Here is a 24730-nt window from a genome sequence, read left to right as displayed (position 1 = left end):
TAATTACGCGTAGTCTTTTATTTAGATTTAGCTTCCATCATATAATTCTGGAAATCCGTGATACTTGGGTTAGACATATAGTGGCCACCCTCTACTTCAATCGTTTGGCCTGTGATGAATTTGGATTCATCCGATGCCAGGAACAAAACCGTATTGCCGATATCATCAGCTTCACCGTGATAAGGAAGCGCGTTGAATTTTTGGAAAATATCCAATACCGCTGGCGGCATATTTCTTGCAGCGGCAGGTGTTAGGATCAGCCCTGGTGCCACCCCGTTACAACGGATTTTGTCTTTACCATATTGTGTAGCGATGTAACGAGTAAGGTTCACAACAGCTGCCTTAGAGGAGCCATAAGCAGTACGCAATGAATCCCCTGCGAATGCTGACATCGAAGCTGTGTTAATGATCGAGCCTCCGCCCGCTTTAATCATATGAGGAATAGCAAACCGGCTGCCTAACAGAACACTTTTGGTATTTACGTTCATCAGGCGATCCCACTCTTCCAAATCTATATTGACCACATCAAGGTCTTTTTGCAGATTAGTTAGACCTACATTATTAAACAATATTGTGATGGTGCCATACTGAGCAACTGTGAAGTCAACAGCTTCCTTGATCGAATCCGCTTGGGAGGCATCTAAGAAAAGACCTTCAGCTTCTCCGCCTTCATTTTTAATCTTAGATGCTGCTTCTTTGGCTGCTTCCACATTAAAATCGGCAATAACAACCTTTGCTCCTTCTCTAGCTAATAGAGTGGCAGCTGATAAGCCAATACCTGAAGCGCCTCCAGTTACTAATGCAACTTTACCTTGAACTCTTCCCATGTTCATACCCCTTTATAATGTTATTGTGCTTCTAAGATGACTTGGTTTATGTTTCAGAGCTATCAAAGCTCGTTAACAACTTCTCATAGATTTTCAAGAATTGCTGCAGTTCCTCCTCATTGAGCTTTTGGAACATTTCAGCTCTTAGCTCCTGTCCCTTAAGCTGTGCTTCCTTCAAAACGTCTTTTCCTTTGTCCGTGATAGATAGAAGTACATTCCGTCGATCATCTTCGTTATATTTTCGCTCGGCCATCTCCTGCTTAATTAGTCGATTAGCAATGTTAGTCATTGCTCCCGGCGTATATCCTAGTCTCTTAGCCAAAATAGTCTGCTTCAAGGGGCCTTTTTTATTCAATTCGCCCAAGACTAGAACTGGAGATATCCCAATATTGTGATCAAATGCGTTCATCCATCGGACAATAACTTCATTCGTAAATAATTCAACTGCATGTATTAGCTTAAAAATATCTGGATTTTCCAAGAGGTTCTCCTTTGGCATTCATGATGATCGGCTGCTTATAGAAGTATTTTAACACTAAAATATTTAATAGTAAAATATCTAATATTAAAAAAAAGAATGCTTGGTGAAAAGCATTCTTCAAATTGCGGATTTCTCAACAACATAAGTGCCAGCCAGCAAATCGTGAATCGCACGTTTACGGCGATGTAATCCAACCAACAAGTAATCCACCAGCATGATTGGACCCAGGATTTGAGTGAGGTCAAAAGCCAAATCCGACCATAAGGATAATTTGGCGGAAATAACGGTAAAGTCATAGCTGCTGACCGCAATTACCATTGAAAGAATCATACTAATCATTCGGAAAACATTTCGAATCAGAGCTTCCTTCACTGTAGGGTAATTCCCTTGCTCATTGACAATTTTTATTTTTAAAATCAGCTTCCCTGGAGTTCCGCCAAATCTAACGATCATAAAGATATCAAATGCGATAAACAAAATGTACTCCAGGATAATAGGTATCTCCGAGTGTAATGAAACAGCTAATGAATTGAGTATCCAGTATACGATAACCCCAGGTATTCCAATGACCAAGAAATCAAGAATGGAAGCCAGCACTCTTTTCCAAAAGCCTATAAAATTCTCCTGATCCAAATGCTCGGGTAGAATGTTATCCATGCAAGCACTCCTCTCTCTATCATTTACTTTGTCGCTCAATCCCTATTTAACAATCCCTTCCTCAGATGCTCTTGGATAATGGACTCCAGCTCTTTGTTATTTTTCACAATTACCCGTTTATCAGACAGAGTATCCGTTAACTCTATAATCCTATGTGCGGCCTCATGATCATATCCACGGTTCCATTCAAAAATCATCACATAGAGATTCTTAAATGACTGCTTGTAATTTGCTTGCTCTAAACCCAGTCTTGTTTTTATAAACCTTGTAAACACTCTCAAATCCCTGATCACTTTATTAGGATTCAAAATAACGATTAAGTCAGCAGCTTTAAAACTCTCTTGTCCCCATTTGTAATGTGCGCCTTCCAGAATCCATGAGGGTTTATCAAGGATTTCCTCCAACTGAGCATCCCTTGCTTCAACTGAAAAGCGCAAATTCTCGGCACTTCTGTCCCATACCAAGTTGTCAGTCTCGTAATACTCTACACCGTATTTTCTAGATAACTCCCGGGCGATATAGGATTTGCCGCTGCCGCAAGCTCCAATGATTCTAATCTTCATAAGCTCAGCCTAGCCCTATCGGCAGGATTATTAGTCCTATAGAAATTACGGTGATTATTCTTGTGGTGAGGAGCGTTAGCTTTTTATTTTTCTCTGATTTATACCAGCCCTTAAACTGAAAATGATTCCGGTACAGCATAAAAAATACAAATAAATTCCCGAGTCCCATACTCCAGTTATACACGGGCTGACCAAATATCAATTGATAGATCAATCTTTCTGCCCAACCCAAAACTAACAAAGTCAGCACAAGCAATATACATAATCGAAGTAATTCCAATATAAAAGAGCCCAATTTCAGCAATTCTGCAACCATCCTCTCAAGGTTTCTTTATCGCCAAAAAATCCACATTCCTCCAAATTATACACCTTACACCTTACGACTCCTACCTAAAAACACAACCTGCCCAAGATAAATTTATCCTGAGCAAGGTTGTGTTTTTTATCAGCTTAGGAGGATGCGGGTTTCCCCTCGCCCCTTAGTTCCTGTATTTGTCGCTGCAAATTAACGATTTCCGCCACTAGCGCTGCATTCTTCGCCTCAGAATCCACACTGCTACTCTGAATCAGCTGATTCAGACGCAGCTGCAGGAGGGCAAGGTCATCCTCCCGAGCCTGTTCTATACCAGTAAGCAGACGGGTTCTGTCTTTTGCGAAGTATTCAGCATACGTTCCTTGAAAAAACTTTGGTGCCTGAGACGGCTCTAAAATCACCAAGCGATTAGCCACTTTAGAGTGAAGATAACGGTCATGCGAGACCATTACTAACCCGCCGGGATACACCATAAGTGCCTCTTCTACTCGTTCCCTAGTGTCAATGTCCAGATAATTAGTGGGTTCATCTAAGACCAATAGATTTGCTTTTCCAAAATACAACTTGAGGAAAGCTACACGGCATTTCTCCCCCAGACTCAAATCCCCAATCCGTTTAAATACATCGTCCCGCGTAAATAAAAAGCAACCCAGAATCGTCCGCGCCTCCGTCTGGGTCATTCCCGGCAGTTCAAGCAAGCTATCCAGAATCGTAGAGTTCATTTCTAAGTTATCTAGCTCTTGTGCAAAATAACCGATTGTCGTCCGTGGATGCAGCCGCACTTCACCTTTTGTAGGCTTATTGATCCCTGCAATCAATTTCAACAGCGTAGACTTTCCAACACCATTAGGACCCAGAATAGACAGTCGGTCTCCCCGGTTTAGCGACAAACTGAAATCCCTAAGAAAAGGCGCACTCCCCTCATAGGCAAACTCTATCTCACGGAGTGTCAGTAAAGAATCTGCTAGAAACTCTTCGCTTTCCAGCTTCATCTTCAGCTTGCCAGTCTCACGGGGCAATTCTACACGGTTCTTATTTAACCGTTCCAGTGCAGCTTCCTTGGCATGGAAACGAGACACATTTTTCTTGGATTTCGAACGCAGAAAATCATTTTGTCCGGCAGCACGATGCGCTTGCTGGAACCATTCTGCATACCGCCTAATGCTCTCCAGCAGCTTCTCCTTTTCTTGCTCCTGCTTTTTATACTGTCCCTCCAATGTTCTCAGCTCTATAGTCTTCTGCTCCCGGTATTGTGTATATCCACCCGAATAACGCCGGCATCCCTCCGGACTAAGCTCCAGCACAGACGTCGCAGTTCGATCAATAAATGTACGATCATGTGATACATAAAACACGGTTCCAGGGTAGGTGCACACCCAATGCTCCAACCACTCCATCGTTTCTCCATCTATGTGATTGGTCGGTTCATCCAGAATCAATAGCTTGGGCTGCCGGGCTAATAATGCTGCTAATTGCACCCGTGTCTTTTGCCCTCCACTAAGTGAGGCGTATGGCAAATCCCAGACTGCATGTTCAAGCTTGAGCTGCTTTAGACTTTTTTCCGCTTTGACCTCCCAGCCATATCCATCAAGCTGCAAGTAACGATCGTACACCTCTGCATATTCAGCCAATTCAGCTTCGTTATCAGCTTTCTGCTCCTGCAGTCTCTGACTGAGGGCTTCCAGCTGGCGTTTTAATTCAGGCAGCTGTGCTGACCCTGAAAGAACGTAGTCCAATGCGGTTACTTCCCCCGGTACCTCAAGCTGTTGATCGAGCACACCCCATTCTTCAGATGGCAAACCATGATAGATACTTCCCTCTTCAAAAGTAAGCCGACCGATCAGCCCCTTAAGCAGTGTGGTTTTGCCAATCCCGTTTCGTCCGAATAAAAGCACGCGCTCTCCCTCTGCTATCTCAAAGGATACCTCCTTAAATAAAGGGATCCCATTCCATTCCTTACGTAAATTCTTCACTTTAATTATAGTCATCTTTCATTCCTCCGATTTCATTGCAAATAAAAAACCGCAGCCAGCGGTCTGCGGTCGAATAGCGTATGAAGGGGGAATGTGCCCAGACATGGATAGACTACGGCCGTGTTCACCTGCTGGATGCAGAGTAAACCAACACAATAGATAGAACTATCCATATAAAAGCATCGTAAGACCCCCGACCGACGCACGTATCCCTGACCGTTATCACCCTGCGCGGGTGCTCCGTGACTTGTGCATATGCACTTCACAAACTTTATGGTCTGTTTCAGGAAACGTGTTAGTTATTCATCAGTCGGTGGCCCTCCGTAATTGTCCGTATTTTAGAATAAGTACAGTATATAACAATTTAAATCAGAAATAAAAGGCCAAGAACAATTATAACTTAATCTTTACCACCTGAGTCTGCGCATTCCACTGCACCTGAACAGCGAATAAATCAGGTAAGATACTCAGCGGAATTAGTAATCGGTTATTTTCGTTGCGTGACGGTAAAATCGTAATGGATTTCCCATTCACAATAGCCTTATTGGATAATGGCTTATGTGTCACCGTACGATTGCCGATCGTAATTATCAGTGCTCCTGTCCCCGCTTCACTCTGCAAAGTACCACCCAGTAAGGCCACGGATTCTCTCAGCGGAACAAACACACGGGAATTTTCCAATATAAAAGGATCCTTCAGCTTTGTTGTCGTCCCATTGATCTCAAAAGTCCCCGCAAACTTATTACTTCCCACAGAGTACCCGTTTTTAGTTGCAATATTCTCCATAGCCAGTGTGCTCGTTGTAATGATAACTCGAGTATTCTTGGCTACTTTTGGATACAGCCAATGAATATCATCATTATGCATTCGAATACAACCAGCGCTAACATACTTCCCTATCGATGACTCATTATTATTGCCGTGAATCGCATACGTCGTGCCATAGGTCCCGTTCACTTCCAGCCCCAGCCAGCGGTCGCCAAGCGGATTGGCCGGATCCCCACCGGGTATTTTCTCTTTGTAGTAGGGTCTGTTTTTTACCTTAATCACCATTTTGAAGCTACCTTCTGGCGTCAGTTCCTTCGACTTTCCTGTGGCAACCGGAAAAGTCTTCACCAGCTTGCCGTCACTGAAATACGCGAGTTTGTTTGTTTTTTTGTTCACGATGATCAGATCTGAGCCAGCAGCTTCCACCCTTCCAACTCCTGTAAAGCAAGCAGCGAACAAAAGTCCAAATACAAGCATCAGTTTAATGTTCCGCTGTAAAAAAGTTTGAAACCGGCCTCCCGAAAAGCATAAATTCATCTTGCTCCACCTCCGTTATATAAAGACGAAATCATTTCAAATATGTTGCGTACCAGCCTGTACCTATTCTTTTCAACTCGTCCACTCCCGCTTGACGCAGAGATTGCAATACTGTAACCAGTGAATGCATGACAAAAAGCCGATCTTTAGATACGCAAAGATCAGCATGCGCATAAACACATAAGTTGCGGACTCCAGGGCCCCTATTTGCAACTATTGCGCTGTTTTGGGATGTTATCGGACTCCAGCGCAGCTATTTGCTCAAAACACCTCGAATTCCTTGCTCTTCACGACCAATAACGTCTCTCGGGTCCGAAACTCGCTCCAAAAGGCCTAAAACTCGCGAATAGCTGCATCTGAGTCCTTAGCACAGTTACCTACCAAATCTCCACTACAACTCCACCACATCTCCACCACGCTCCTGACGCTCCAGCCCTAATCTAACTGCGCTGCACATTTGCCCGTATCCCATTCTCCCGAAGCTCAACGCACCAGCCCCCAAACTAACTACGATTTACCGTTGAAAAATAGCTAGCGCATCAGCGCATAAGTCGCGGACTCCAGAGACCCTATTTGTAATATTTTCGCCGTTTTGGGATGCTATCGGACTCCAGCGCAGTTATTTGCTCAAAAACCCTCGAATTCCTTGCTCTTCGGGACCAATAAGGTCTCTCGGGTCCGAAACTCGCTCCAAAAACCCTAAAACACGCGAATAGCTGCATCTAAGTCCTTTGGCAAACCAGTTAGTTTCAGGTTGGTTTCTAGTTTGTTTCTAGTTTGTTTCCAGTACATTTCTGGTTAGTTTCTAGTTCGTTTCTTATTAGCTACTACTCGTCCCTACCTCCTCCCTATCTCTTTGTCAGCTCGTTTCTACTCCCTTCCGTTCTTCCTTCCGCTCTTCCGTTCTCCCCTCCCGTTCTCCCGTTCTCCCGTTCTCCCGTTCTCCCGTTCTCCCGTTCTCCCGTTCTCCCGTTCTCCCGCTCTCCCGTTCTCCCGTTCTCCCGCTCTCCCGCTCTCCCTACATCCCCATTACATGCAAAAAAAAGCCTTGATTCTCTAAATAGAGAATCAAGGCTTTCTAATTCGACCTTACACCCACCACATACCCTGAGGCTGGTCATGAATAAGAATGGATTGCAAATTGGTTACTGCACGTTGGAAGCCTTCGTCAACCGTCATAAGAGGGTCTTCATGCTCGATGCTCACCACGTAATCATAACCGTAAGTGCGCAGCGCGCTCATGATATCTGACCACTCAGATATGCTGTGGCCGCAACCAACGGAGCGGAAGGTCCATGCGCGGGTCTGCACATCGCCATAAGGTTGCATATCGGTCAGACCATACATATTGATGTTGTCCTGATCCAAGTAAGTATCCTTGGCATGGAAATGGTGAATCGCACCAGCTTTACCGAGAATCTTAATGGCACCTACAGGATCAATACCTTGCCACCACAGATGGCTCGGATCCAGATTAGCTCCGATAGCATCGCAGGTTGCTTCTCTAAGCTTCAAAATCGTATAAGGAGTATGGCACAGGAAGCCGCCATGCAGCTCGATGCCGATCTTAACGCCATGCTCCTCGGCCAGCTTGCCGATTTCCTTCCAGTAAGGGATCAGCTTATGCTCCCACTGCCAGGTTTTGATGTCGCTGTACACGGTAGGCCAAGGTGTGACTGGCCAGTTCGGTGCTTTTGCCTCATCGCTGTCCCCAGCCGTTCCCGAAAAAGTGTTCACGACCTTAACACCCATGAGTGAAGCCAGCTTGATCGATTTACGGAGAATTTCATCCCCGGCGCGGGCTTCTTCTTTATCTGGTGAAATCGGGTTATTATGGCAACTGAAGGCACTGATCATAATGCCACGCTTCGTGAACTTTTCCAAATATTCTTGACGTGCTGACTCGCTCGCAAGCAGCTCATCTGTCGGACAGTGAGCATTACCGGGATTACCGCCCGAGCCGATCTCTACCGCATTCAAACCTGCGGCGGCGATTTTATCTAGCATCTCGTCAAGACTCAAGCTTCCAAATACAGGATCAAATACGCCTAATTTCATTTATACGACCACCTTTTCTTTGATAGGCTCTAAGGCTTCAGAATGTCCGTAAACCGGATAGTCACGTTTCGTTGGTGCACACCAGTTCACGCCATTGATGATAACTTTTTGAATATCCTTGTTGTAATAGGTTGGATAAGATTCATGACCAGGCTGGAAATAAAAGATCTTCCCGCTGCCTCTACGGTAGGTCGATCCGCTTGGGAAGACGTTGCCGCCTTCGAACCAGCCGACAAATACAAGACTCTCTGGTGCTGGCACATCAAAATGCGCACCGTACATTTCCTCTTGCTCCAAGTCGATGTATTCACCAATGCCCTCAGCAATCGGGTGACTTGGATCCATGACCCACAGACGCTCCTTCTCCTCAGCTTCACGCCATTTCAGATCGCAGCTGGTGCCCATTAATTTAATAAAGATTTTGGACATATGGCCCGAATGAAGCACTACAAGTCCCATACCTTGCAGCACTCGCGCATGTACACGATTTACAATCTCATCACTTACTTCATGATGGGCGATATGTCCCCACCAGATCAGTACATCCGTGTTATCCAATACCTCTTGCGTCAGTCCGTGCTCTGGTTCATCCAGCGTAGCTGTCTGAGTGTCCAGTCCTGCCTCTTGAAGAAAACTTGCCAGTTGTCCATGAATACCTTGCGGATAGACCTTAAGAATTCTTTCTTCCTGACGTTCATGACGGAATTCATTCCATACGGTTACTCTTGTCACTTGAGACACGCTCCTAGTTCATATTTATCTATGACCATCGAATTTGCTTGATTATTCAAAAAACACAGGCATTCCAGTTTCAGAGGATTTATAAATAGCCTCCAAGATGCGAGTCACAACCAACGCCTGCTCCGGCTTCACTACAGGCTCGGTGTCATTTACAATGCTGTCAATCCACTGAGCTGCCTCTATCACCGCAGGATCATCTCCTGCACCATCATAAAAGTCGACGCCACCGGCATCCAGACCGATATGCTTTTCAAAGGTTTTACCGTAGGCTTCTCCGTTAATGCGCAGACCCTTCTCCATATCTGCTCCGCCTTCAGTCCCACAAAGTACCGTTTTGGCCTCACCGACATCGAGTGTATTCAGTGCCCAGCTTGCTTCTAAGACGATGGTAGCCCCATTCTCCATAGTGATGAATCCAATGGCGGAATCCTCCACTGTAAACTTCTCAGGATCCCACGGGCCCCAAGCATTTGCAGCATTTTTACGACCGGACAGCTTATGATAAGCGTTGCCCACGACATATTTAGGTTTGTAATTATCCATCATCCACAGGGTCAAATCGAGCGCATGGGTGCCGATATCAATCAACGGACCGCCGCCTTGCGCTTCTTCATCCAAAAACACACCCCAAGTTGGGACCGCGCGACGACGGATAGCCTTAGCTCTGGCGTAATAGATCTCACCAAGCTCATTATTCTCACATACCGCATGCAGATAAGCTGAATCTGGTCTGAAACGGTTCTGATAACCGATGGTCAGCTTTTTCCCAGTTCGCTCTGAGGCCTCGATCATCGCTTGTGCTTCTGCCGTGGTTTTAGCCATCGGCTTCTCACACATTACGTGTTTGCCTGCTTCCATAGCCGCAATGGAAATCTCCGCATGGGAAATGTTCGGCGTACATACATGAATCACATCTATACTTGCATCGTTAAGAAGCTCTTTATAATCTGTGTAAACTACGGACTGCTCATCTCCAAACTCCGCTTTTGCCTTCTCGGCACGTTCAGCGACGATATCACAAAAAGCAACCATTCGCGCACCTTCTACTTTTTTTAACGCTGGCATGTGCTTGCCGTTCGCAATACCTCCGCAGCCGATAATTCCTACTGTTAAAGTCATTCTGGTCTAACCTCCACTTATTCCTGTTTTGATATCTCTATCATACAAATCTGAGGAAGGGCTTTCTTCCTGTAATCTTGCTGTATTATTCCCGAATATTGTCTTGTGGTATTTCAGCGGGGATATCCCCGTTGCTTCCTTGAAAAAATGATGGAAGGTCTTCACGCTGCCAAACCCGGCTGCTTCCGCCACGGCAGACATCGGCAGATCTTCATTGATCAAGATCCATTTGGCTTTGTTAAGCCGGTATTCGTTTAAGAACGCGATAAAGGTCATGCCCGTGTTTTTCTTGAACAATTTGGTAAAATAATAAGGACTAAAACCCATATAATTAGCTACCTCATTCAGCGAAATAGCCTCCTGATAATGCTGCTCCACATAAATAAAAATCCGCTCTAGTCTCTCCAGTGTTTCTCTGGATTGATTCAGTGTATCTTCTGAGAACTTAGGCTGTTTATTGATCGGACTTTTCGGTACCTCACGTAAAATAACGGTCAGCAGTTCAAATAATCTAGCCTTGATTAGAAAAACATACCCTTCTCTTCGCTGTACATCTTCCTCGTAAATACTCTCAATCAGCCCTTTGACCTTCGCGGCAGTTGCCACGGGCCATCTAGAACTGGAATACTCCATAAGCGTAAAGACCTCACGAAGTGAGTAGTCATTACCGTTCAAAGCGGCTACTTCTTGAAACAAATTCAGGTCAAATTGAATCACTACCCGTTCGCTCTCAGGTGAAGAGAGAAAATAATGCACATCCCCACCATTGATAAACTGAACTTCACCCTGCTCCATGTGAATAGGGGTATCGTTAATTCCCAGATTCAGGCTTCCTTTGGTAACATAGATAATTTCAATTTCTTTATGCCAATGCGGATAACACAACGTATCACCATTGCAGAGTAAACTGCGGTAAGGAAAGTGCTTATCCACATCCGGAATCTCGAGATAAATATTCATAAATGCAACTCCTTATCCGAGTAAATCATTATAACCAAGGCTTGCATGCCATATTTAAAAATTTTACGTAAGCGTTTACTCTCTAAATGTTAGACCTCCAATATTCTTTTGTCAATTCCGATATTTCTAAGTAAATTTTTGGTATATTCATTGGTTTCATTCCTATTAAAAAGATTACTGCTCTTGCGTAGTTTTGATCATTTTTTTATTTTTTAAGTACAGTTGACAAAAGCGCCTACCAGCATTTATATTCGGAGTAAGCGTTTACGTTCTCTTCTTTCATAACTTACTCTCATCAGCGTAAGCGTTTAATTCAAGGATAACCGTAGTTTAAGGAGCTCATAGGAATGAACCCAACGATTAAAGATGTTGCACAGAAAGCGAACGTTTCCATTGCCACAGTCTCTCGCGTGCTAAACAATTTAAGTGGGTATTCGGACAAAACGAAACAAAAGGTAAATGAGGCGATCAAAGAAATTGGTTATCAACCCAATGCGATTGCCCGGGGTCTAATCAATAAGCGTACACAAACCATTGGTGTTATGTTCCCTAGTGTTTCTGGTGCTTTCTCTTCCGATCTGCTCAAAGGTATTGAAGAATTGGCCAATGACCGGAACTACAGTGTGATGGTATGCAATACCGATCAGGACGGTAAAAGAACGTTGAAGTACTTACAGCTCCTGAGAGAGAAACAGGTTGATGGCATTATTTTTTCTAGTGAAGTCCTTAAGAAAGAATATTACGATGTGCTCGAAACCATGAGGATCCCCGTTGTATTGGTCTCTTCCCAAACAGAATTTGCCAAGGTCCCTTATGTGAAAGTAGATGATTATCGAGCAGCTTTTGACGCTATCCTCTACTTAATTTCAAAAGGTCACCGCAAAATAGCCATGATTAGTGGAAACCCTAGCGATCTTATCGCTGGTGCGCCAAGAGCAGAAGGTTATAAGCATGCGCTTGAAGCAAATGGTATTCCTTTTGACAGCCGCTATCTTGCTTACGGAGATTTTTTGTATGAGAGCGGAAGTATAGCTATGGAGACTCTTTTGGAGCAAGCGCCTGATGTGACTGCCGTTTTTGCTGCTAGTGATGAAATGGCGATTGGTGCCCTCTCCACCGTTATCAAAAATGGTCTAAGCGTGCCCGAGGATATCTCCATTATGGGATATGACGATCTTGGATTAGCCAAAATGGTTATTCCGCCTCTAACAACAGTACGCCAACCGCTGTACGATATTGGAAAGATCGCCGTGGAGAAGCTCATTCAGATGATTGAAACAGGCGAGTCTGTCAACAGCCAGATTGTCGATCACACAATTGTGGAAAGACAAACGGTAAGATCGCTTACCTAAGTCTTTTTATCAATATTACGTAAACGTTTACTGTTCACTTTATTGCATACCCGTCGCTTAGAAGAACACGAACATCATTTAAGTTTGCCGTCAACGTAAACGTTTACTCTTATCAAATTCACCATAATACCAACACATTATTAGGAGGATTTATCATGAAAAAAACAATTAAACCCGTAATGGTTAGTCTACTGGCTATGTCCGTGCTTAGCGCCTGCGGTAGCAATAGTGGTAACAATGCGGCTGACAACACATCTAGCGGCGGGAACTCCTCCGGTGACAAGGTGAAAATCGAGTTTTTCCAAAATAAGACCGAAGCCAAAGCCACCTTCGACAAGCTGGTTGCGAAATTTAATGAAGCCAATCCGAACATCGTAGTCACTCAAGTGAACCCACCGGATGCCGAAACAGTGCTGAAGACTCGTGCAGCTAAAAAAGACATCCCTGACGTGGTCGGTATCGGTGCCACTGACACCTACAAAACATTATCCGGAAGTGGTCTGTTTGAAGACTTCTCAAGTGATCCACTTGCTGAAAATATCCAGCCTGCTTATGTTCAAATGCTGAAAGACCTGACGGGTTCGAGCGAGCTGAATGGTCTTCCATTCTCTTCGAACGCAAGTGGTGTCATTTACAATAAAGCGATGTTCACTGAAGCCGGCGTTGCCGTGCCAACCACTTGGGATGAGTTCATTGCCGTCGCTCAAAAGTTCAAGGACAGCGGTAAAAATGCTTTTTACCTGACCCTTAAGGATTCCTGGACAACCCTTACGCCGTTCAACTCCCTCTCTACAATCATTAAAGGCAATGATTTCTTCAAGCAACGTGCTGAAGGTACTGTGACTTTCGCAGACAGCTTCACCGAAATTGCTGAAAAGCTGCTTAAGCTGACGGAGTTCGGTCAAAAAGATATTTTTGGAAAAGGCTACAATGACGGCAACACAGCTTTCGCTAAAGGTGAATCTGCAATGTATCTGCAAGGGGTATGGGCGATTCCAGAAATCGTGAAGGCTAATCCATCCATTGAGCTTGGTGTATTCCCTTTCCCAGCGACAAATGATGCTGCTAACAATAAGGTCATTTCTGGCGTAGACACATTGTTGACTATCTCTAAGAGCACTAAACATAAAGAAGAAGCTAAAAAATTCGTTGAATTCCTGCTCCAGCCTGAGAATGTCAGCCTCTACATTAACGAGCAAAAAGCATTCCCAGCTGTGCAAGGTGTAACTCAAGATGATCCAACAATGGACGGCTTCAAAGCAGCATTTACCTCAGGTAACTTGGCCGACTTTGCGGACCACTACATCCCAAGTGCAATGAAAGTGGATACCATCAATCAAGCCTTCCTACAAAAGAAAGATGTTGATGCGTACCTGAAACAGCTTGATAAAGAATGGGATAAGGTAGCTGACCGGAAATAACGAGACCTGACAAATAAGAGCCGAGAAAGAGAACGGGACTCCCCCTTCTCTTTCTCTTTTCCAAGGAGGATTACATGATGGCCAAACGCCGAGTCGCCTTTTATCTAATGACTATACCGGCATTGCTTCTTTTCTTTGCCTTTCACACCTTTCCTGCACTGCAGGGTATTTATTATTCGTTCACTAACTGGGACGGCTTCAGTGACAGCTTTGATTACGTAGGATTTAAGAACTTCATTAACATTTTTCAAGATGAAAATGTGCTGAATTCATATGTGTTCACTTTTAAATATGCCATCTTAACAACTATTCTCATCAACATCATCAGTTTGTTGATTGCGCTTGGGCTTAACGCCAAGATTAAAGCCAAAAACTTTTTCCGCGGTGTATATTTCCTGCCAAATATCCTCAGCGTGCTGATTGTCGGCTTTATTTTCAACTATTTGTTCGCAAATGTATTCCCTATCTGGGGCGAGAAGCTTGGCAGCGAATTCCTTTCGCAGAACATTCTCGGCAACTCCGATTGGGCCTGGATCGGTATCGTCATTGTAGCCGTTTGGCAGGGAATTGCTTATAACACGATTCTCTATCTGGCAGGTCTACAGACGATTCCGCAAGATCTTTACGAAGCCTCCAATCTGGACGGCGCTAGCCGCTGGAGAGAATTCTGGAGTATTACTTTTCCAATGCTTGCTTCCTTCTTCACGATCAACATGGTGCTGGCGATGAAGGGCGGCTTAATGGTATTCGACCAAATCGTAGCCTTGACAGGTGGGGGACCTGGACGTTCAACACAATCCATTGCCCACTTAATCTATACAGGCGGCTTCCAAGGCGGAGAATTTGCCTATCAATCGGCGAACGCCGTGATTTATTTTATCGTGATCGTTGTGATCTCCGCCCTTCAGCTTAAATTTCTGCAGAAACGGGAGATGGACTTATGATCAAAAAATCAAGCAACTGGCCTGCAACGATTCTTATCGCGCTAGGCTCACTACTGATCCTTTTTCCGCTGTACATGACTATTGCTATCGCGCTAAAAAATCCCGAGGAAATGGCTCAATCCATCTTTTCACTGCCGACTGGCCTGCATTTTGAGAACTTCGCCAATGCCATTAAGGCAACCAATTTCTTCAACGCCTTAGGAAATAGCGCCACGATCACAATAACATCAGTAGTGTTCATCTTGCTTACCAACTCCATGGTAGCCTACGCGATTGCCCGCAATATGAACCGAAAATTCTTCAAAGCGCTCTACTTTTATTTTATCAGCGCAATGTTTATTCCTTTCCAGATTATTATGCTGCCTGTGGTCAAAGTGACAACGGATCTGCATATGAACAACATTCTGGGTCTTATTATTCTATACATTGTTTATGGCTTGGCTTTTAACGTGTTTGTATACACTGGCTATATCCGCTCTATTCCTTATGAGCTAGAGGAAGCTGCCACAGTAGATGGTGCGACGACATTCGGAACGTTCTGGAAGATTATTTTCCCACTTCTTGCTCCGGTCAGTGCAACAATTGGTATTCTCTCTTGTCTTTCGACCTGGAACGACTTTATGCTGCCGCTGATTCTGCTCGGTGATCAGGATTCATACACACTTCCGCTTGTACAGTATGTCTTCCAAGGTCAATTCAGCACAGATTTCAACTTAGCCTTTGCTTCGTATCTGCTTGCTTTATCCCCGATGCTCGTGGTCTATTTGTTCGCGCAAAAATGGATTATCAGTGGACTAACATCAGGGTCCATTAAATAACTAAGATTTATATAGAGAGATAGGAGAGCTATACATGGATAAGAAATGGTGGAAAGAAAGCGTAGTTTATCAAATCTACCCCCGCAGCTTCAAAGACAGTAACGGGGACGGCATCGGTGATCTGCAGGGCATTATCTCGAAACTCGATTATTTAAATCAGCTTGGCGTCGACGTAGTCTGGTTATGCCCGGTATACGAGTCGCCAAACGACGATAACGGCTATGATATCAGTAACTATCAAAGTATTATGGATGATTTCGGAACACTCTCTGATTGGGAGGAACTGCTAGCTGGACTTCACAGCCGCGGCATGAAGCTGATTATGGATCTCGTGGTCAACCACTCCTCTGATGAGCACGCTTGGTTCGTGGAGTCCCGCAAATCGCAGGATAATCCTTATCGTGATTATTATATCTGGCGGCCGGGCCAGGACGGACAGAAGCCTAACGACTGGGGTTCCTTCTTCAGCGGCTCGGCTTGGGAATTCGATGAGAAGTCGGAGGAATATTACCTCCATCTCTTCTCGAGAAAACAACCCGACCTGAATTGGGATAATCCTAAGCTGCGCCAGGAAGTCTACGATATGATGACCTGGTGGCTGGACAAGGGCATTGACGGATTCCGTATGGATGTAATCAACTTGATCTCCAAAGTACCGGAATTACCTAGCGTTGCCCCAGAAAATAACGGAGAACAGCCTACGTACCACTTCGGAGGAGACTATTTCGTTAACGGACCACGCGTACATGAGTATATGCAGGAAATGAACCGTGAGGTCCTGTCCAAGTACGATATCATGACAGTGGGCGAAACCGTTAATGTCACTCCCGAGGAGGCTTCGTTGTACGTTTCCGAGGATCGCAACGAGCTGAACATGGTATTCCATTTCGAGCTCATGGACGTCGATTCCGGACCTGGAGGCAAATGGAATGTGCAGCCTTGGAAGCTGGCGGACATCAAGTCCATCATTTCCAAATGGCAAATCGCGCTGGACGGTAAAGGTTGGAACAGTCTGTATATGAACAACCACGATCAGCCGCGTATGTTATCCCGCTTCGGAGATGATAAGTTATATCCGAAAGAGTCTGCCAAGATGCTGGCAACACTGCTGCACACGCTCCAAGGCACACCTTACATCTATCAAGGCGAAGAAATCGGCATGACGAATGTACAGTTTGATTCCATCAACGATTACAAAGACATTGAAATCTTGAATATGTATAAAGAATACTTGGCTGCCGGACATTCGGAAGAAGCTATCATGAACTCCATTTACATTAAAGGCCGGGACAATGGCCGTACGCCGATGCAATGGAACGCCGAGCCGCAGGCAGGCTTCACGACGGGCTCTCCTTGGCTAGCCGTAAATCCTAATTACAAGGAAATTAATGTGGAGCAGGCGCTGGCTGATCCTGATTCTATTTTTTACTATTATAAGAGACTTATTGAGCTGCGCAAGCAGCATGAAATTATCGTATACGGAAATTATACAATTCTGGCTGAGGAGAATGAACAGGTATATGCTTATCTGCGTACTCTTGGTGAAGAACAGCTACTGGTTGTATTGAATTTCTTCGGAGAGCCTGCGACCTTCGAACTTCCTTCTACTGTGAAGTTCCAAGCGAAGGCATTGCTTATTGCCAATTACGAAGTAAATCCAGAAGAAGAACTAAACACAATTCAGCTTCGTCCTTATGAAGCTCGTGTGTATAAGCTTAAATAAACTAGACCCCCTACATGGAAACAATAAAAAGGAGCCTCACGGCTCCTTTTTACTTTCCTCCAACAGCTACCGGATTGACCTGTACCTGTCCCGCGTTCAATTTCTCAATAATCGCCAGTAAGAAGGTTTCGGCTAGGCTGTTCTTTTTAATCGCTCTGGCGGCTTCTTCCAAAGTAAACCATTCAGCATGATCAACCTCAGTACTCACCTGGCTCAAGTCCTCCGAATCTGCAACACCTATAAAATTCAGCATTAGCGTATTGGATGGTGCGAAGTACAAGCTGCGCATATATTCATAAGCGACAATATCAAGTCCTACCTCTTCTTTTACCTCACGTACGAGAGTCGTTTCCGCATCTTCACCTTTGTTCACGTATCCTGCGAGTAATATGTAGTCTGGCCGATTATATTGCTGAATTAATAAAATCTTGTTTTTCTCCCTGTTTAATACTGCTGTACTAATCGCCGTGCTGAAAATAGGGAATCGGAACATTTCACACGCATTACAATAAGGTACCTGCCCTTCCCCTTCATTTTCTTTCATTACTAACTCTGTCCCACATTCCAGGCAATACTTCAAACTGATCGCTTCCTTCTATTCTAAGTTAGCCTAATTCTACTCCAATTGAGGTGGAATCCGGTGATACGTAGCTTGTTCAAACCCGTATGCTAAGGCTATGAGCGTAGGCTCGCTATAAACTTTTCCGGAAAAAACAACACCAAAAGGTCCCTTGGTCGAATCCCCATCCGCATCAATAATGCCTTGAGTTACATATCCCGCCGGAACAGTAACTAATGGATAACCTAAGCGTGCCGCAATATACATGCCATCTACATCACCAGGCAGCAATAACGCGTCTAAACTATATTGTTCCAACACATAATCTATTCCTTGCTCAAGCGCTAATTCCTTGTATTCTTGTCTCTTCTCTTGATAGGCCTCTTCAGTTAATGTTACTTCTTCTGATCTTGTCAGGGTGTCTTGCCCATATTGCAAGGCAATCTCAGCATGTCTTTCATTATAGGCTATCAATTCTTGCAAAGAGTGAATCGGAACGGAATCATCTACTTGTGCTAAATACTGGTTGAGCCCTTTTTTAAATTCATAACAAATCACATCATTATTCCAATTCTGTTGTTCAACATGTACTGTGACAGGATCTATTATGGTAGCCCCTTCATTCTTCAAGGTCAAGATAGCTGCTTCCATAATTGCAAGCCTCTCAGCGTCTAAATGCTTATAATAATGCCGTGGAATACCTATTCTTGCTTGTCGTATAAAGCTTTTATCTAAACTTGAAGTATAGTCTGTATAAGCGTATTTTTCGCTTGAAAATGTTGCTGAATCGTTGTCGTCCACTCCGGTTAACGCCCCTAAAATAATTGCCGCATCTGTAACCGTTCTAGCTATAGGCCCAGGGGTATCCTGGCTTACTGAAATAGGAATGACTCCAGAACGGCTCACTAATCCCACCGTAGGTTTGATTCCGACAAGAGCATGTTGGCTGGCTGGACCGACAATAGATCCTGCGGTTTCCGTTCCGATCGCTGCTGCTGCCAGATTCGCTGCTACGGCTGCCGCAGGCCCAGAGCTGGAACCACTGACAAATACCGTCCCAGGTCCATACGGATTCAGTACAAGCCCGCCCCGCGAGCTATATCCCGCAGGCATTGTACTAGACATAAAATTAGACCACTCCGACATATTCGCCTTCCCAAGTAAAATAGCCCCCGCCAATCGAAGCTTGGCCGCTACAAATGAATCTTTTGCCGCAATTGATCCAGCTAAAGCTACAGAACCGGCACTCGTATGCATCTTATCCGCGGTGTCTATATTATCCTTCAATAAAATAGGAATACCGTGCAGGCTCCCGCGGCTCCCTTTTTCTGCTCGTTCTTTATCGAGTGCTCGCGCGATTTGTATAACCTCTGGATTTATTTCTAAAATAGAGTTTATGTCTATATCGTATTTATGGATCCGCTCCAAATATACTTGAACTATATCCTCTGAGGTAATTAAACCTGCTTCCAGAGCCTCTTGCATTTTAATTATATCCGTCTCAATAATCCATTCCTGAAGTTTATTCTTCATACGAATAACTCCTTCCAAAAAAATAAAATTGCCTCTAGTATAAACCTACCACAAAATTTCACCTCAATAATATGGAGAGTTTAACTATAGTTATATTCAGCTATTTGACTCCCTCGGCTACAGATGATAGGGTATTTTCGAAGTTAAATTTTTCCGGGAGGGAACACCCATGACGGAAGTAAAGCTTAGTATTGGATACGACGAATTCGAAGAAGGTCAAAGAATTGGCGAAGCAATTGAGAAGTTAAGCAGCAGCCCTGAAGGTGCGTCGCTGACCAGCCTAATTATCGGTGATTGGGGGCAAGCCTACGAGAATAGCTCGGAAGAGGTTGTAGAGGCACTGGTTACGCATAGCGCCAGCTTCCCTGCTTTACGCAAGCTTTTTATTGGTGAGATGGGCTATGAGGAATGCGAGATTTCATGGATTACCCAAAGCGATCTATCACCGCTGCTCCCTGCTTTTCCAGAATTACAATCACTCACGATTCAAGGCGGGAATGAGCTGAGCCTCTCAGAGCTAAAGCATGACAAGCTGGAGGAACTGATAATTATTAGTGGCGGCTTAAGTAAAGCCGTACTTGAAAATATTGCAGCCAGCCAATTGCCGAATTTACGTAAGCTGGAACTATATCTTGGCGTAGATAACTACGGCTTTGACGGAAGCCTCGCAGATATTCTACCTCTTATAGAAGTAGGAAAGTTCCCTAAACTTACCTATCTGGGATTAAAAAATAGCGAAATACAAGATGAAATCGCCGGTGCAGTAGCAAATGCGCCTATCTTAGATCAGCTGGATACGCTAGATCTATCTCTGGGTACCCTCAGCGACGAAGGTGCTGAATTGCTTCTTGCCAGCGAGAGAATCAAGGGACTAAAAGCATTGAATCTAAGCCATCATTTTATGTCCGACGAGATGATCAGCCGGTGGCAGCAGAGTGGATTACCTGTCGATGTCAGCGACAAACAGGAAAGCGATGATGAGGAAGACTGGCGTTATCCTTCCATCACAGAGTGAGCCCCCTATGCGGCCGATGATCGTTATCGGTATTCCTGGGGATAAACGGACTAGCGGCATTCAGCAAGCACGTTCCGATCTCGGAATGCCACCTGCCATCATTTTATCGTACGCTGAATTTCTGCAAGGCCAATCGTTAGGTGATCTGCTGGAAGTACAGAAGCAGCAGTTATCCAGCCAGCCGGCTGTTTATAACGGAATAGATCTCAGTGCGGCTCCCCCGCTGCTGAGATTGGAATCGCCTGGCAGCAGCTTTGAAGTAGAGCGTGCCTTAATCGCTCTTGGCGCACCTGATGCCGTTGATGTTGACGATTCGCTGCATCCCTACGCTGAAAGACCTGATCCGCGCCCACTCCGTGTGAAGGTAGCCCATCAATTGAAGGAGATGCAGGGTGTCCTGCATCATCCTTCGCAATGGTTCCGCGGTTATTGCCGCATGCTGGCTAGACTACAGCGCGAAGCCAAAGAGGTTTGTCCAGGCTCGCTATGGTTAAATGACCCCGCTGATATTGCGACCATGACCGATAAACGGCGGGCACAACAGATTCTGAGTGGGGCAGGCATCACTATTCCTCGTCCATTAGGCGAGGAACAGCAGCCTACCGACTATGCCTCTCTCCGTGAGATGATGATCTCCCGGCGAATGCACCGGGTATTCATTAAGCTAGCCTTCGGCTCTGCCGCTTCCGGGGTGATCGCCTATCAGCTCCATCCCGTTACAGGTGCCGAAGTTGCCTTAACTACAGTGGGGGTCGAGAATTACATCACCCGACCGCCCATTTACTATAATTCCGGTAAACTGCGGCGATACACAGATACCGCCACGATCTCCGGCATTATTAACTGGATTTATCGGCATGGTGGTTATGCCGAGCAATGGATCCCTAAGATCGGCCATAACGGCAAAGCCTTCGATATCCGCCAGCTCGTGGTTCTCCGCGAGGCCTGTCATGCAATTGCTCGTGTAAGTTCCACCCCAATTACGAATCTGCATTTACGCAGCCAGCGGATGTCTCCTTCAGAAGCCGGTTTATCAGAATTCATACAGGAGCAGGTACGAAATACCGCGTTGCAAGCGCTGGCGGCATTTCCCCGTTCTGGAGTTGCCGGGATAGACGTGCTGATATCTGGAGGATCGCAACAGTGTTTTGTCGCCGACGTTAATCCATTTGGCGATTTGCTGTACGATGTAAAATACCGTGGCTGCAGCACCTACGAATGGGAAATGAAGGTATTGACCGCCAGAGACTATATTACTCATCCCTCAACACCGCTTATAAAGGAAGGATCCTCATAATGGATATGAACACTATCGTTGGCACCCATGACATTCTAATGATCACGCTTGATACCCTTCGATACGATGCAGCTACTATGGAGGAAGCGAACTGCCCGAACCTGTGCGGAACGGGATCCTGGGAGAAAAGACATACTCCCGGCAGCTTTACTTATGCGGCCCATCACGCTTTTTTCGGCGGCTTCTTGCCTACTCCAGCTACAACGGATAAGACTGAGCATATCCGTATGTTCCATTCCCGAAATACCGGAATGAAGACGCATCCTCATACATGGCTGTTCGATACACCGGATATCGTGTCAGGACTTGCTGCCGAGGGCTATCGCACGGTTTGTATTGGAGGTGTTATTTTTTTCACCAAAAAAAATCCACTCGCTCGTGTGTTGCCAAGTTATTTCCAGCAAAGCTACTGGCGGATGACCTTCGGTGTGACCAATCCGCGTTCCACAGAGCATCAGGTGAACCATGCCTTGAAGCTGCTAAAGGATACTCCTAGCGAGCAAAGATTGTTTATGTTCCTCAACGTCTCTGCCATTCACGGACCAAATCATTATTTTGTACCTGGTGCTAAAAAAGACTCCGTAGACAGCCAGCGCGCCGCTCTTCGTTATGTGGACGGTGAACTGGGCCGGTTGTTCGATGCGTTCCGGGAACGCGGCAATCCTGTCTTCTGCCTGGCTTTTTCAGATCATGGAACCGCTTATGGGGAAGATGGCTATCAGGGGCATCGCCTTGCCCACGAGACGGTATGGAACGTCCCTTATCGGGAGTTTATTTTATAATATTTATAACAAGGAAAGGATGGAGAACTGATATGACGTTATCGTCCTTCTCTTTAGAAGAGCTTCACAAGTGGAAAGACAGCATTACTGCTCACCCTTACCGTTCTTATCTGTATTCCTATCCACACAAAACGGCTTACAGGGATTTGCAGCCTCCGATGCCGCTAGAAACACTCTGGCGTGATGAGCCTGCGGAATCTTTCTTTCTATATATGCATATTCCGTTTTGTGGCGCACGCTGCGGATTCTGCAACCTATTTACCCTGCCTGATAAACGCGCAAATGTTCATGCCACATACTTGGATGCCCTGGAACGACAAGCAAAGCAATGGGCGGAATTCACCAGACATAAACCTTATGCGCGTTTTGCGATCGGCGGTGGAACTCCCACCCTGCTGGCAGCAGATCAGCTCCGCCGCTTGTTCCACATTGCCGTTGATACGATGGGACTGGACACAAATACAGCCTCCATCTCAGTGGAAACTTCACCGGAGACGATTACCGAAGAGAAGCTGAATATTCTAAAAGAGTATACGGTGGATCGGGTCAGCATGGGCATCCAAAGTTTTGTCGCTGCTGAATCGGCGGCCATCTATCGCCCACAAAATCCGGATGAGGTATATCGGGCACTAGAGCTGCTGGGGAAATATGATTTTCCCATACTGAATTTAGATCTGATCTACGGGCTTCCGGGGCAGACGGTCGACTCTTGGCTATATTCGCTCAATCAAGCGATCAGCTTTGAGCCAGAGGAAATTTTCATCTATCCGCTCTACACCCGTGAGCATACGATTGTGAAGCCTGGTGATATCCAGCGTCAGGACGATATTCGCCTAGATTGCTACAAAGCCGCTGGGCAGCTGCTTAGAGCGAGAGGATATCGCCAATACTCCATGCGTCGTTTCGCCAAGGAAGACGCAGGAACAGCTAAACCCATTCTCGATTATAGCTGCCAAGAAGAAGGAATGGTCGGATTGGGCTGCGGAGCCAGATCCTACACCCGCCATGTGCATTACGCTTCCCGTTATGGGGTAAGCCGTAAAGCAACCGAGAGCATTATTGCTGATTACGTTGCGACGGATCGTTACGATACTGCGGATTACGGGATTGTGCTGAGTCTTGAAGAACAGAAACGCCGCTTTATTCTGAAGGCGATTCTACATAGCGAAGGGCTGAAGCTTGAAGATTACAGCCAGCGTTTCGGTCAATCGCTCTGGAGCGATTATCCTGAGCTGTCCAACCTGCTTCATTCCGGTCTTGGGCAGGAGGAAGATGGCATCCTGCGCCTTACCACCGAAGGGATGGGTTACTCTGATTCGATTGGGGATTGGTTTATTTCTGGGGAGATCCGAGAGCAGATGGAAAGGTTCGTATTGCCATGAATGCGGTCCTCTACTACCGCGGTTCCCTCACGTCCTGCAACTATGATTGCCCCTATTGTCCTTTTGGCAAAACAAGAGACAGCGCAGCTACGCTCGCCAAGGACCGCCAGGGGCTGGAAGCCTTTGTAGCGTGGGCCTCTGAGCAAGGTGCGGCAGGTCATCGGCTTTCTATATTTTTTAATCCCTATGGCGAAGGGCTAATTCATCGCTGGTACAAAGAAGCAATGATTGCCCTCTCCAATATGGACCATGTAGAGAAGGTAGCGATTCAGACCAACCTATCTGCCAACCTGGGTTTCATCTCCCAGCTGAATCGTAAAAAAGTGGCCTTTTGGGCCACCTACCACCCCGGACAAGTGCGGGAGGATAAATTTCTGGCGCAATGTTTGACTTTATATGAGAACGACGTTCCATTTAGTGTGGGAAGCGTTGGAATACGCAGCGCTTTTTCAGCGATAGCTTCACTTCGTTCTGCGTTACCAGAGAACGTGTACTTATGGGTCAATGCTTACAAAGATAAACCTGATTATTATACAGCTGAGGATTTTGTCTTCCTTAGCGAGATTGATCCACATTTTTCTGTGAATGCTATGGATTATGAAAGCCTTGGCCAAGCCTGCAATGCAGGAAAAGATGTTTTTTACGTACAGGGCGCTGGGCTTGTGAAACGCTGCTATAAGGACAGAGGTGTCATAGGCAATCTTTACCGTGATGGGCTAGAGGGTCTCTCTGCGGTTAGAAGCTGCCGAATGAAGGTATGCGATTGTTATATCGGTTATATTCATATGCCCGAGCTGAAGCTGCGGAGCATCTATGAAGCTGGACTTTTGGAACGAATCCCTTATGGCGCTATGAACAACTGAATTAGAATTCCAGACAGGGTTTCTTTACTCTCTGTGGAATATGA

Annotated in this window: 23 protein-coding genes; 10 read left to right on the top strand and 13 right to left on the bottom strand. The window is 45.5% G+C overall.

Going from position 1 to position 24730, the window contains the following annotated elements:
- Positions 1 to 17: 17 nt before the first annotated feature.
- The 11 genes from NST25_RS05375 to NST25_RS05325 all read right to left on the bottom strand — a co-directional run bounded on the left by NST25_RS05375 (position 18) and on the right by NST25_RS05325 (position 10997).
- Positions 18 to 827, bottom strand: a complete 810-nt coding sequence (locus tag NST25_RS05375; RefSeq protein ID WP_076129551.1) for an SDR family oxidoreductase — start codon at positions 825 to 827, stop codon at positions 18 to 20.
- A 46-nt stretch (positions 828 to 873) separates the two neighbouring features.
- Complete coding sequence (locus NST25_RS05370) at positions 874 to 1308, bottom strand: MarR family transcriptional regulator (protein WP_076129552.1); 435 nt, start codon at positions 1306 to 1308, stop codon at positions 874 to 876.
- Positions 1309 to 1425: 117 nt separating this feature from the next.
- Positions 1426 to 1965, bottom strand: a complete 540-nt coding sequence (locus NST25_RS05365) for an RDD family protein (protein WP_076277891.1) — start codon at positions 1963 to 1965, stop codon at positions 1426 to 1428.
- Between the two features lie 35 nt (positions 1966 to 2000).
- Positions 2001 to 2528, bottom strand: a complete 528-nt coding sequence (locus NST25_RS05360) for a hypothetical protein (RefSeq protein ID WP_076129554.1) — start codon at positions 2526 to 2528, stop codon at positions 2001 to 2003.
- Between the two features lie 4 nt (positions 2529 to 2532).
- Positions 2533 to 2832, bottom strand: coding sequence for a hypothetical protein (locus NST25_RS05355; RefSeq protein WP_081386495.1), 300 nt, complete (start codon positions 2830 to 2832; stop codon positions 2533 to 2535).
- Positions 2833 to 2978: 146 nt separating this feature from the next.
- A complete protein-coding gene (locus NST25_RS05350; protein ID WP_340393437.1) occupies positions 2979 to 4829 on the bottom strand; it encodes an ABC-F family ATP-binding cassette domain-containing protein in 1851 nt (616 codons plus the stop codon).
- 378 nt (positions 4830 to 5207) lie between these two features.
- A complete protein-coding gene (locus NST25_RS05345; protein ID WP_340393436.1) occupies positions 5208 to 6119 on the bottom strand; it encodes a L,D-transpeptidase family protein in 912 nt (303 codons plus the stop codon).
- A 1089-nt stretch (positions 6120 to 7208) separates the two neighbouring features.
- Positions 7209 to 8177 (bottom strand): sugar phosphate isomerase/epimerase, encoded by a 969-nt coding sequence (locus NST25_RS05340; protein ID WP_036680409.1) that lies wholly within the window; start codon positions 8175 to 8177, stop codon positions 7209 to 7211.
- Positions 8178 to 8909: a ThuA domain-containing protein gene (locus NST25_RS05335; protein ID WP_076186759.1), complete on the bottom strand. Its 732-nt coding sequence runs from the start codon at positions 8907 to 8909 to the stop codon at positions 8178 to 8180.
- 51 nt (positions 8910 to 8960) lie between these two features.
- Positions 8961 to 10037 carry a Gfo/Idh/MocA family oxidoreductase gene (locus NST25_RS05330; RefSeq protein WP_076129559.1) on the bottom strand — a complete coding sequence of 359 codons (1077 nt, stop codon included), beginning with the start codon at positions 10035 to 10037 and terminating at the stop codon, positions 8961 to 8963.
- A 6-nt stretch (positions 10038 to 10043) separates the two neighbouring features.
- Positions 10044 to 10997: an AraC family transcriptional regulator gene (locus NST25_RS05325; RefSeq protein ID WP_076129560.1), complete on the bottom strand. Its 954-nt coding sequence runs from the start codon at positions 10995 to 10997 to the stop codon at positions 10044 to 10046.
- Between the two features lie 347 nt (positions 10998 to 11344).
- On the opposite strand from NST25_RS05325, the gene NST25_RS05320 reads away from it, so the two are divergent.
- The 5 genes from NST25_RS05320 (at position 11345) to NST25_RS05300 (ending at position 17255) form a co-directional block, all read left to right on the top strand.
- The gene (locus NST25_RS05320) at positions 11345 to 12349 is read left to right on the top strand and encodes a substrate-binding domain-containing protein (protein ID WP_036680403.1); all 1005 of its coding nucleotides are present in this window, start codon (positions 11345 to 11347) and stop codon (positions 12347 to 12349) included.
- Between the two features lie 155 nt (positions 12350 to 12504).
- Complete coding sequence (locus tag NST25_RS05315; RefSeq protein WP_076195171.1) at positions 12505 to 13770, top strand: extracellular solute-binding protein; 1266 nt, start codon at positions 12505 to 12507, stop codon at positions 13768 to 13770.
- A gap of 77 nt (positions 13771 to 13847) precedes the next feature.
- Positions 13848 to 14714 carry a sugar ABC transporter permease gene (locus tag NST25_RS05310; protein ID WP_038568998.1) on the top strand — a complete coding sequence of 289 codons (867 nt, stop codon included), beginning with the start codon at positions 13848 to 13850 and terminating at the stop codon, positions 14712 to 14714.
- Complete coding sequence (locus tag NST25_RS05305; protein WP_038574152.1) at positions 14714 to 15532, top strand: carbohydrate ABC transporter permease; 819 nt, start codon at positions 14714 to 14716, stop codon at positions 15530 to 15532. The genes NST25_RS05310 and NST25_RS05305 overlap by 1 nt, the downstream gene beginning before the upstream one ends.
- A 34-nt stretch (positions 15533 to 15566) precedes the next feature.
- A complete protein-coding gene (locus tag NST25_RS05300) occupies positions 15567 to 17255 on the top strand; it encodes an alpha-glucosidase (RefSeq protein ID WP_340393435.1) in 1689 nt (562 codons plus the stop codon).
- A gap of 49 nt (positions 17256 to 17304) precedes the next feature.
- Here the strand turns inward: NST25_RS05300 and NST25_RS05295 are convergent, their stop codons facing one another.
- Together NST25_RS05295 and NST25_RS05290 are read right to left on the bottom strand one after the other, a co-directional pair.
- Positions 17305 to 17835, bottom strand: coding sequence for an NUDIX domain-containing protein (locus NST25_RS05295; protein ID WP_076219685.1), 531 nt, complete (start codon positions 17833 to 17835; stop codon positions 17305 to 17307).
- A 36-nt stretch (positions 17836 to 17871) separates the two neighbouring features.
- Positions 17872 to 19347, bottom strand: coding sequence for an amidase family protein (locus NST25_RS05290; protein WP_340393434.1), 1476 nt, complete (start codon positions 19345 to 19347; stop codon positions 17872 to 17874).
- Between the two features lie 169 nt (positions 19348 to 19516).
- Here NST25_RS05290 and NST25_RS05285 point away from each other — a divergent pair, with 169 nt between their 5' ends.
- The 5 genes from NST25_RS05285 to NST25_RS05265 are packed head-to-tail and all read left to right on the top strand — an operon-like array spanning position 19517 to position 24686.
- Entirely contained in the window at positions 19517 to 20362 is an 846-nt protein-coding gene (locus NST25_RS05285; RefSeq protein ID WP_076129565.1) for an STM4015 family protein, read from the top strand.
- 7 nt (positions 20363 to 20369) lie between these two features.
- Positions 20370 to 21659 carry an STM4014 family protein gene (locus NST25_RS05280; protein WP_340393433.1) on the top strand — a complete coding sequence of 430 codons (1290 nt, stop codon included), beginning with the start codon at positions 20370 to 20372 and terminating at the stop codon, positions 21657 to 21659.
- Entirely contained in the window at positions 21656 to 22441 is a 786-nt protein-coding gene (locus NST25_RS05275; RefSeq protein ID WP_340394363.1) for an STM4013/SEN3800 family hydrolase, read from the top strand. The genes NST25_RS05280 and NST25_RS05275 overlap by 4 nt, the downstream gene beginning before the upstream one ends.
- Positions 22442 to 22473: 32 nt before the next feature.
- The gene (locus NST25_RS05270) at positions 22474 to 23823 is read left to right on the top strand and encodes an STM4012 family radical SAM protein (protein ID WP_340393432.1); all 1350 of its coding nucleotides are present in this window, start codon (positions 22474 to 22476) and stop codon (positions 23821 to 23823) included.
- Positions 23820 to 24686, top strand: a complete 867-nt coding sequence (locus NST25_RS05265) for an STM4011 family radical SAM protein (RefSeq protein ID WP_076186782.1) — start codon at positions 23820 to 23822, stop codon at positions 24684 to 24686. The genes NST25_RS05270 and NST25_RS05265 overlap by 4 nt, the downstream gene beginning before the upstream one ends.
- Positions 24687 to 24730: the final 44 nt, after the last annotated feature.

Source organism: Paenibacillus sp. FSL E2-0190 (assembly GCF_037992965.1).
Classification (GTDB): domain Bacteria; phylum Bacillota; class Bacilli; order Paenibacillales; family Paenibacillaceae; genus Paenibacillus_AQ; species Paenibacillus_AQ odorifer.
This window is presented reverse-complemented; position numbering and strand designations above follow the sequence as displayed.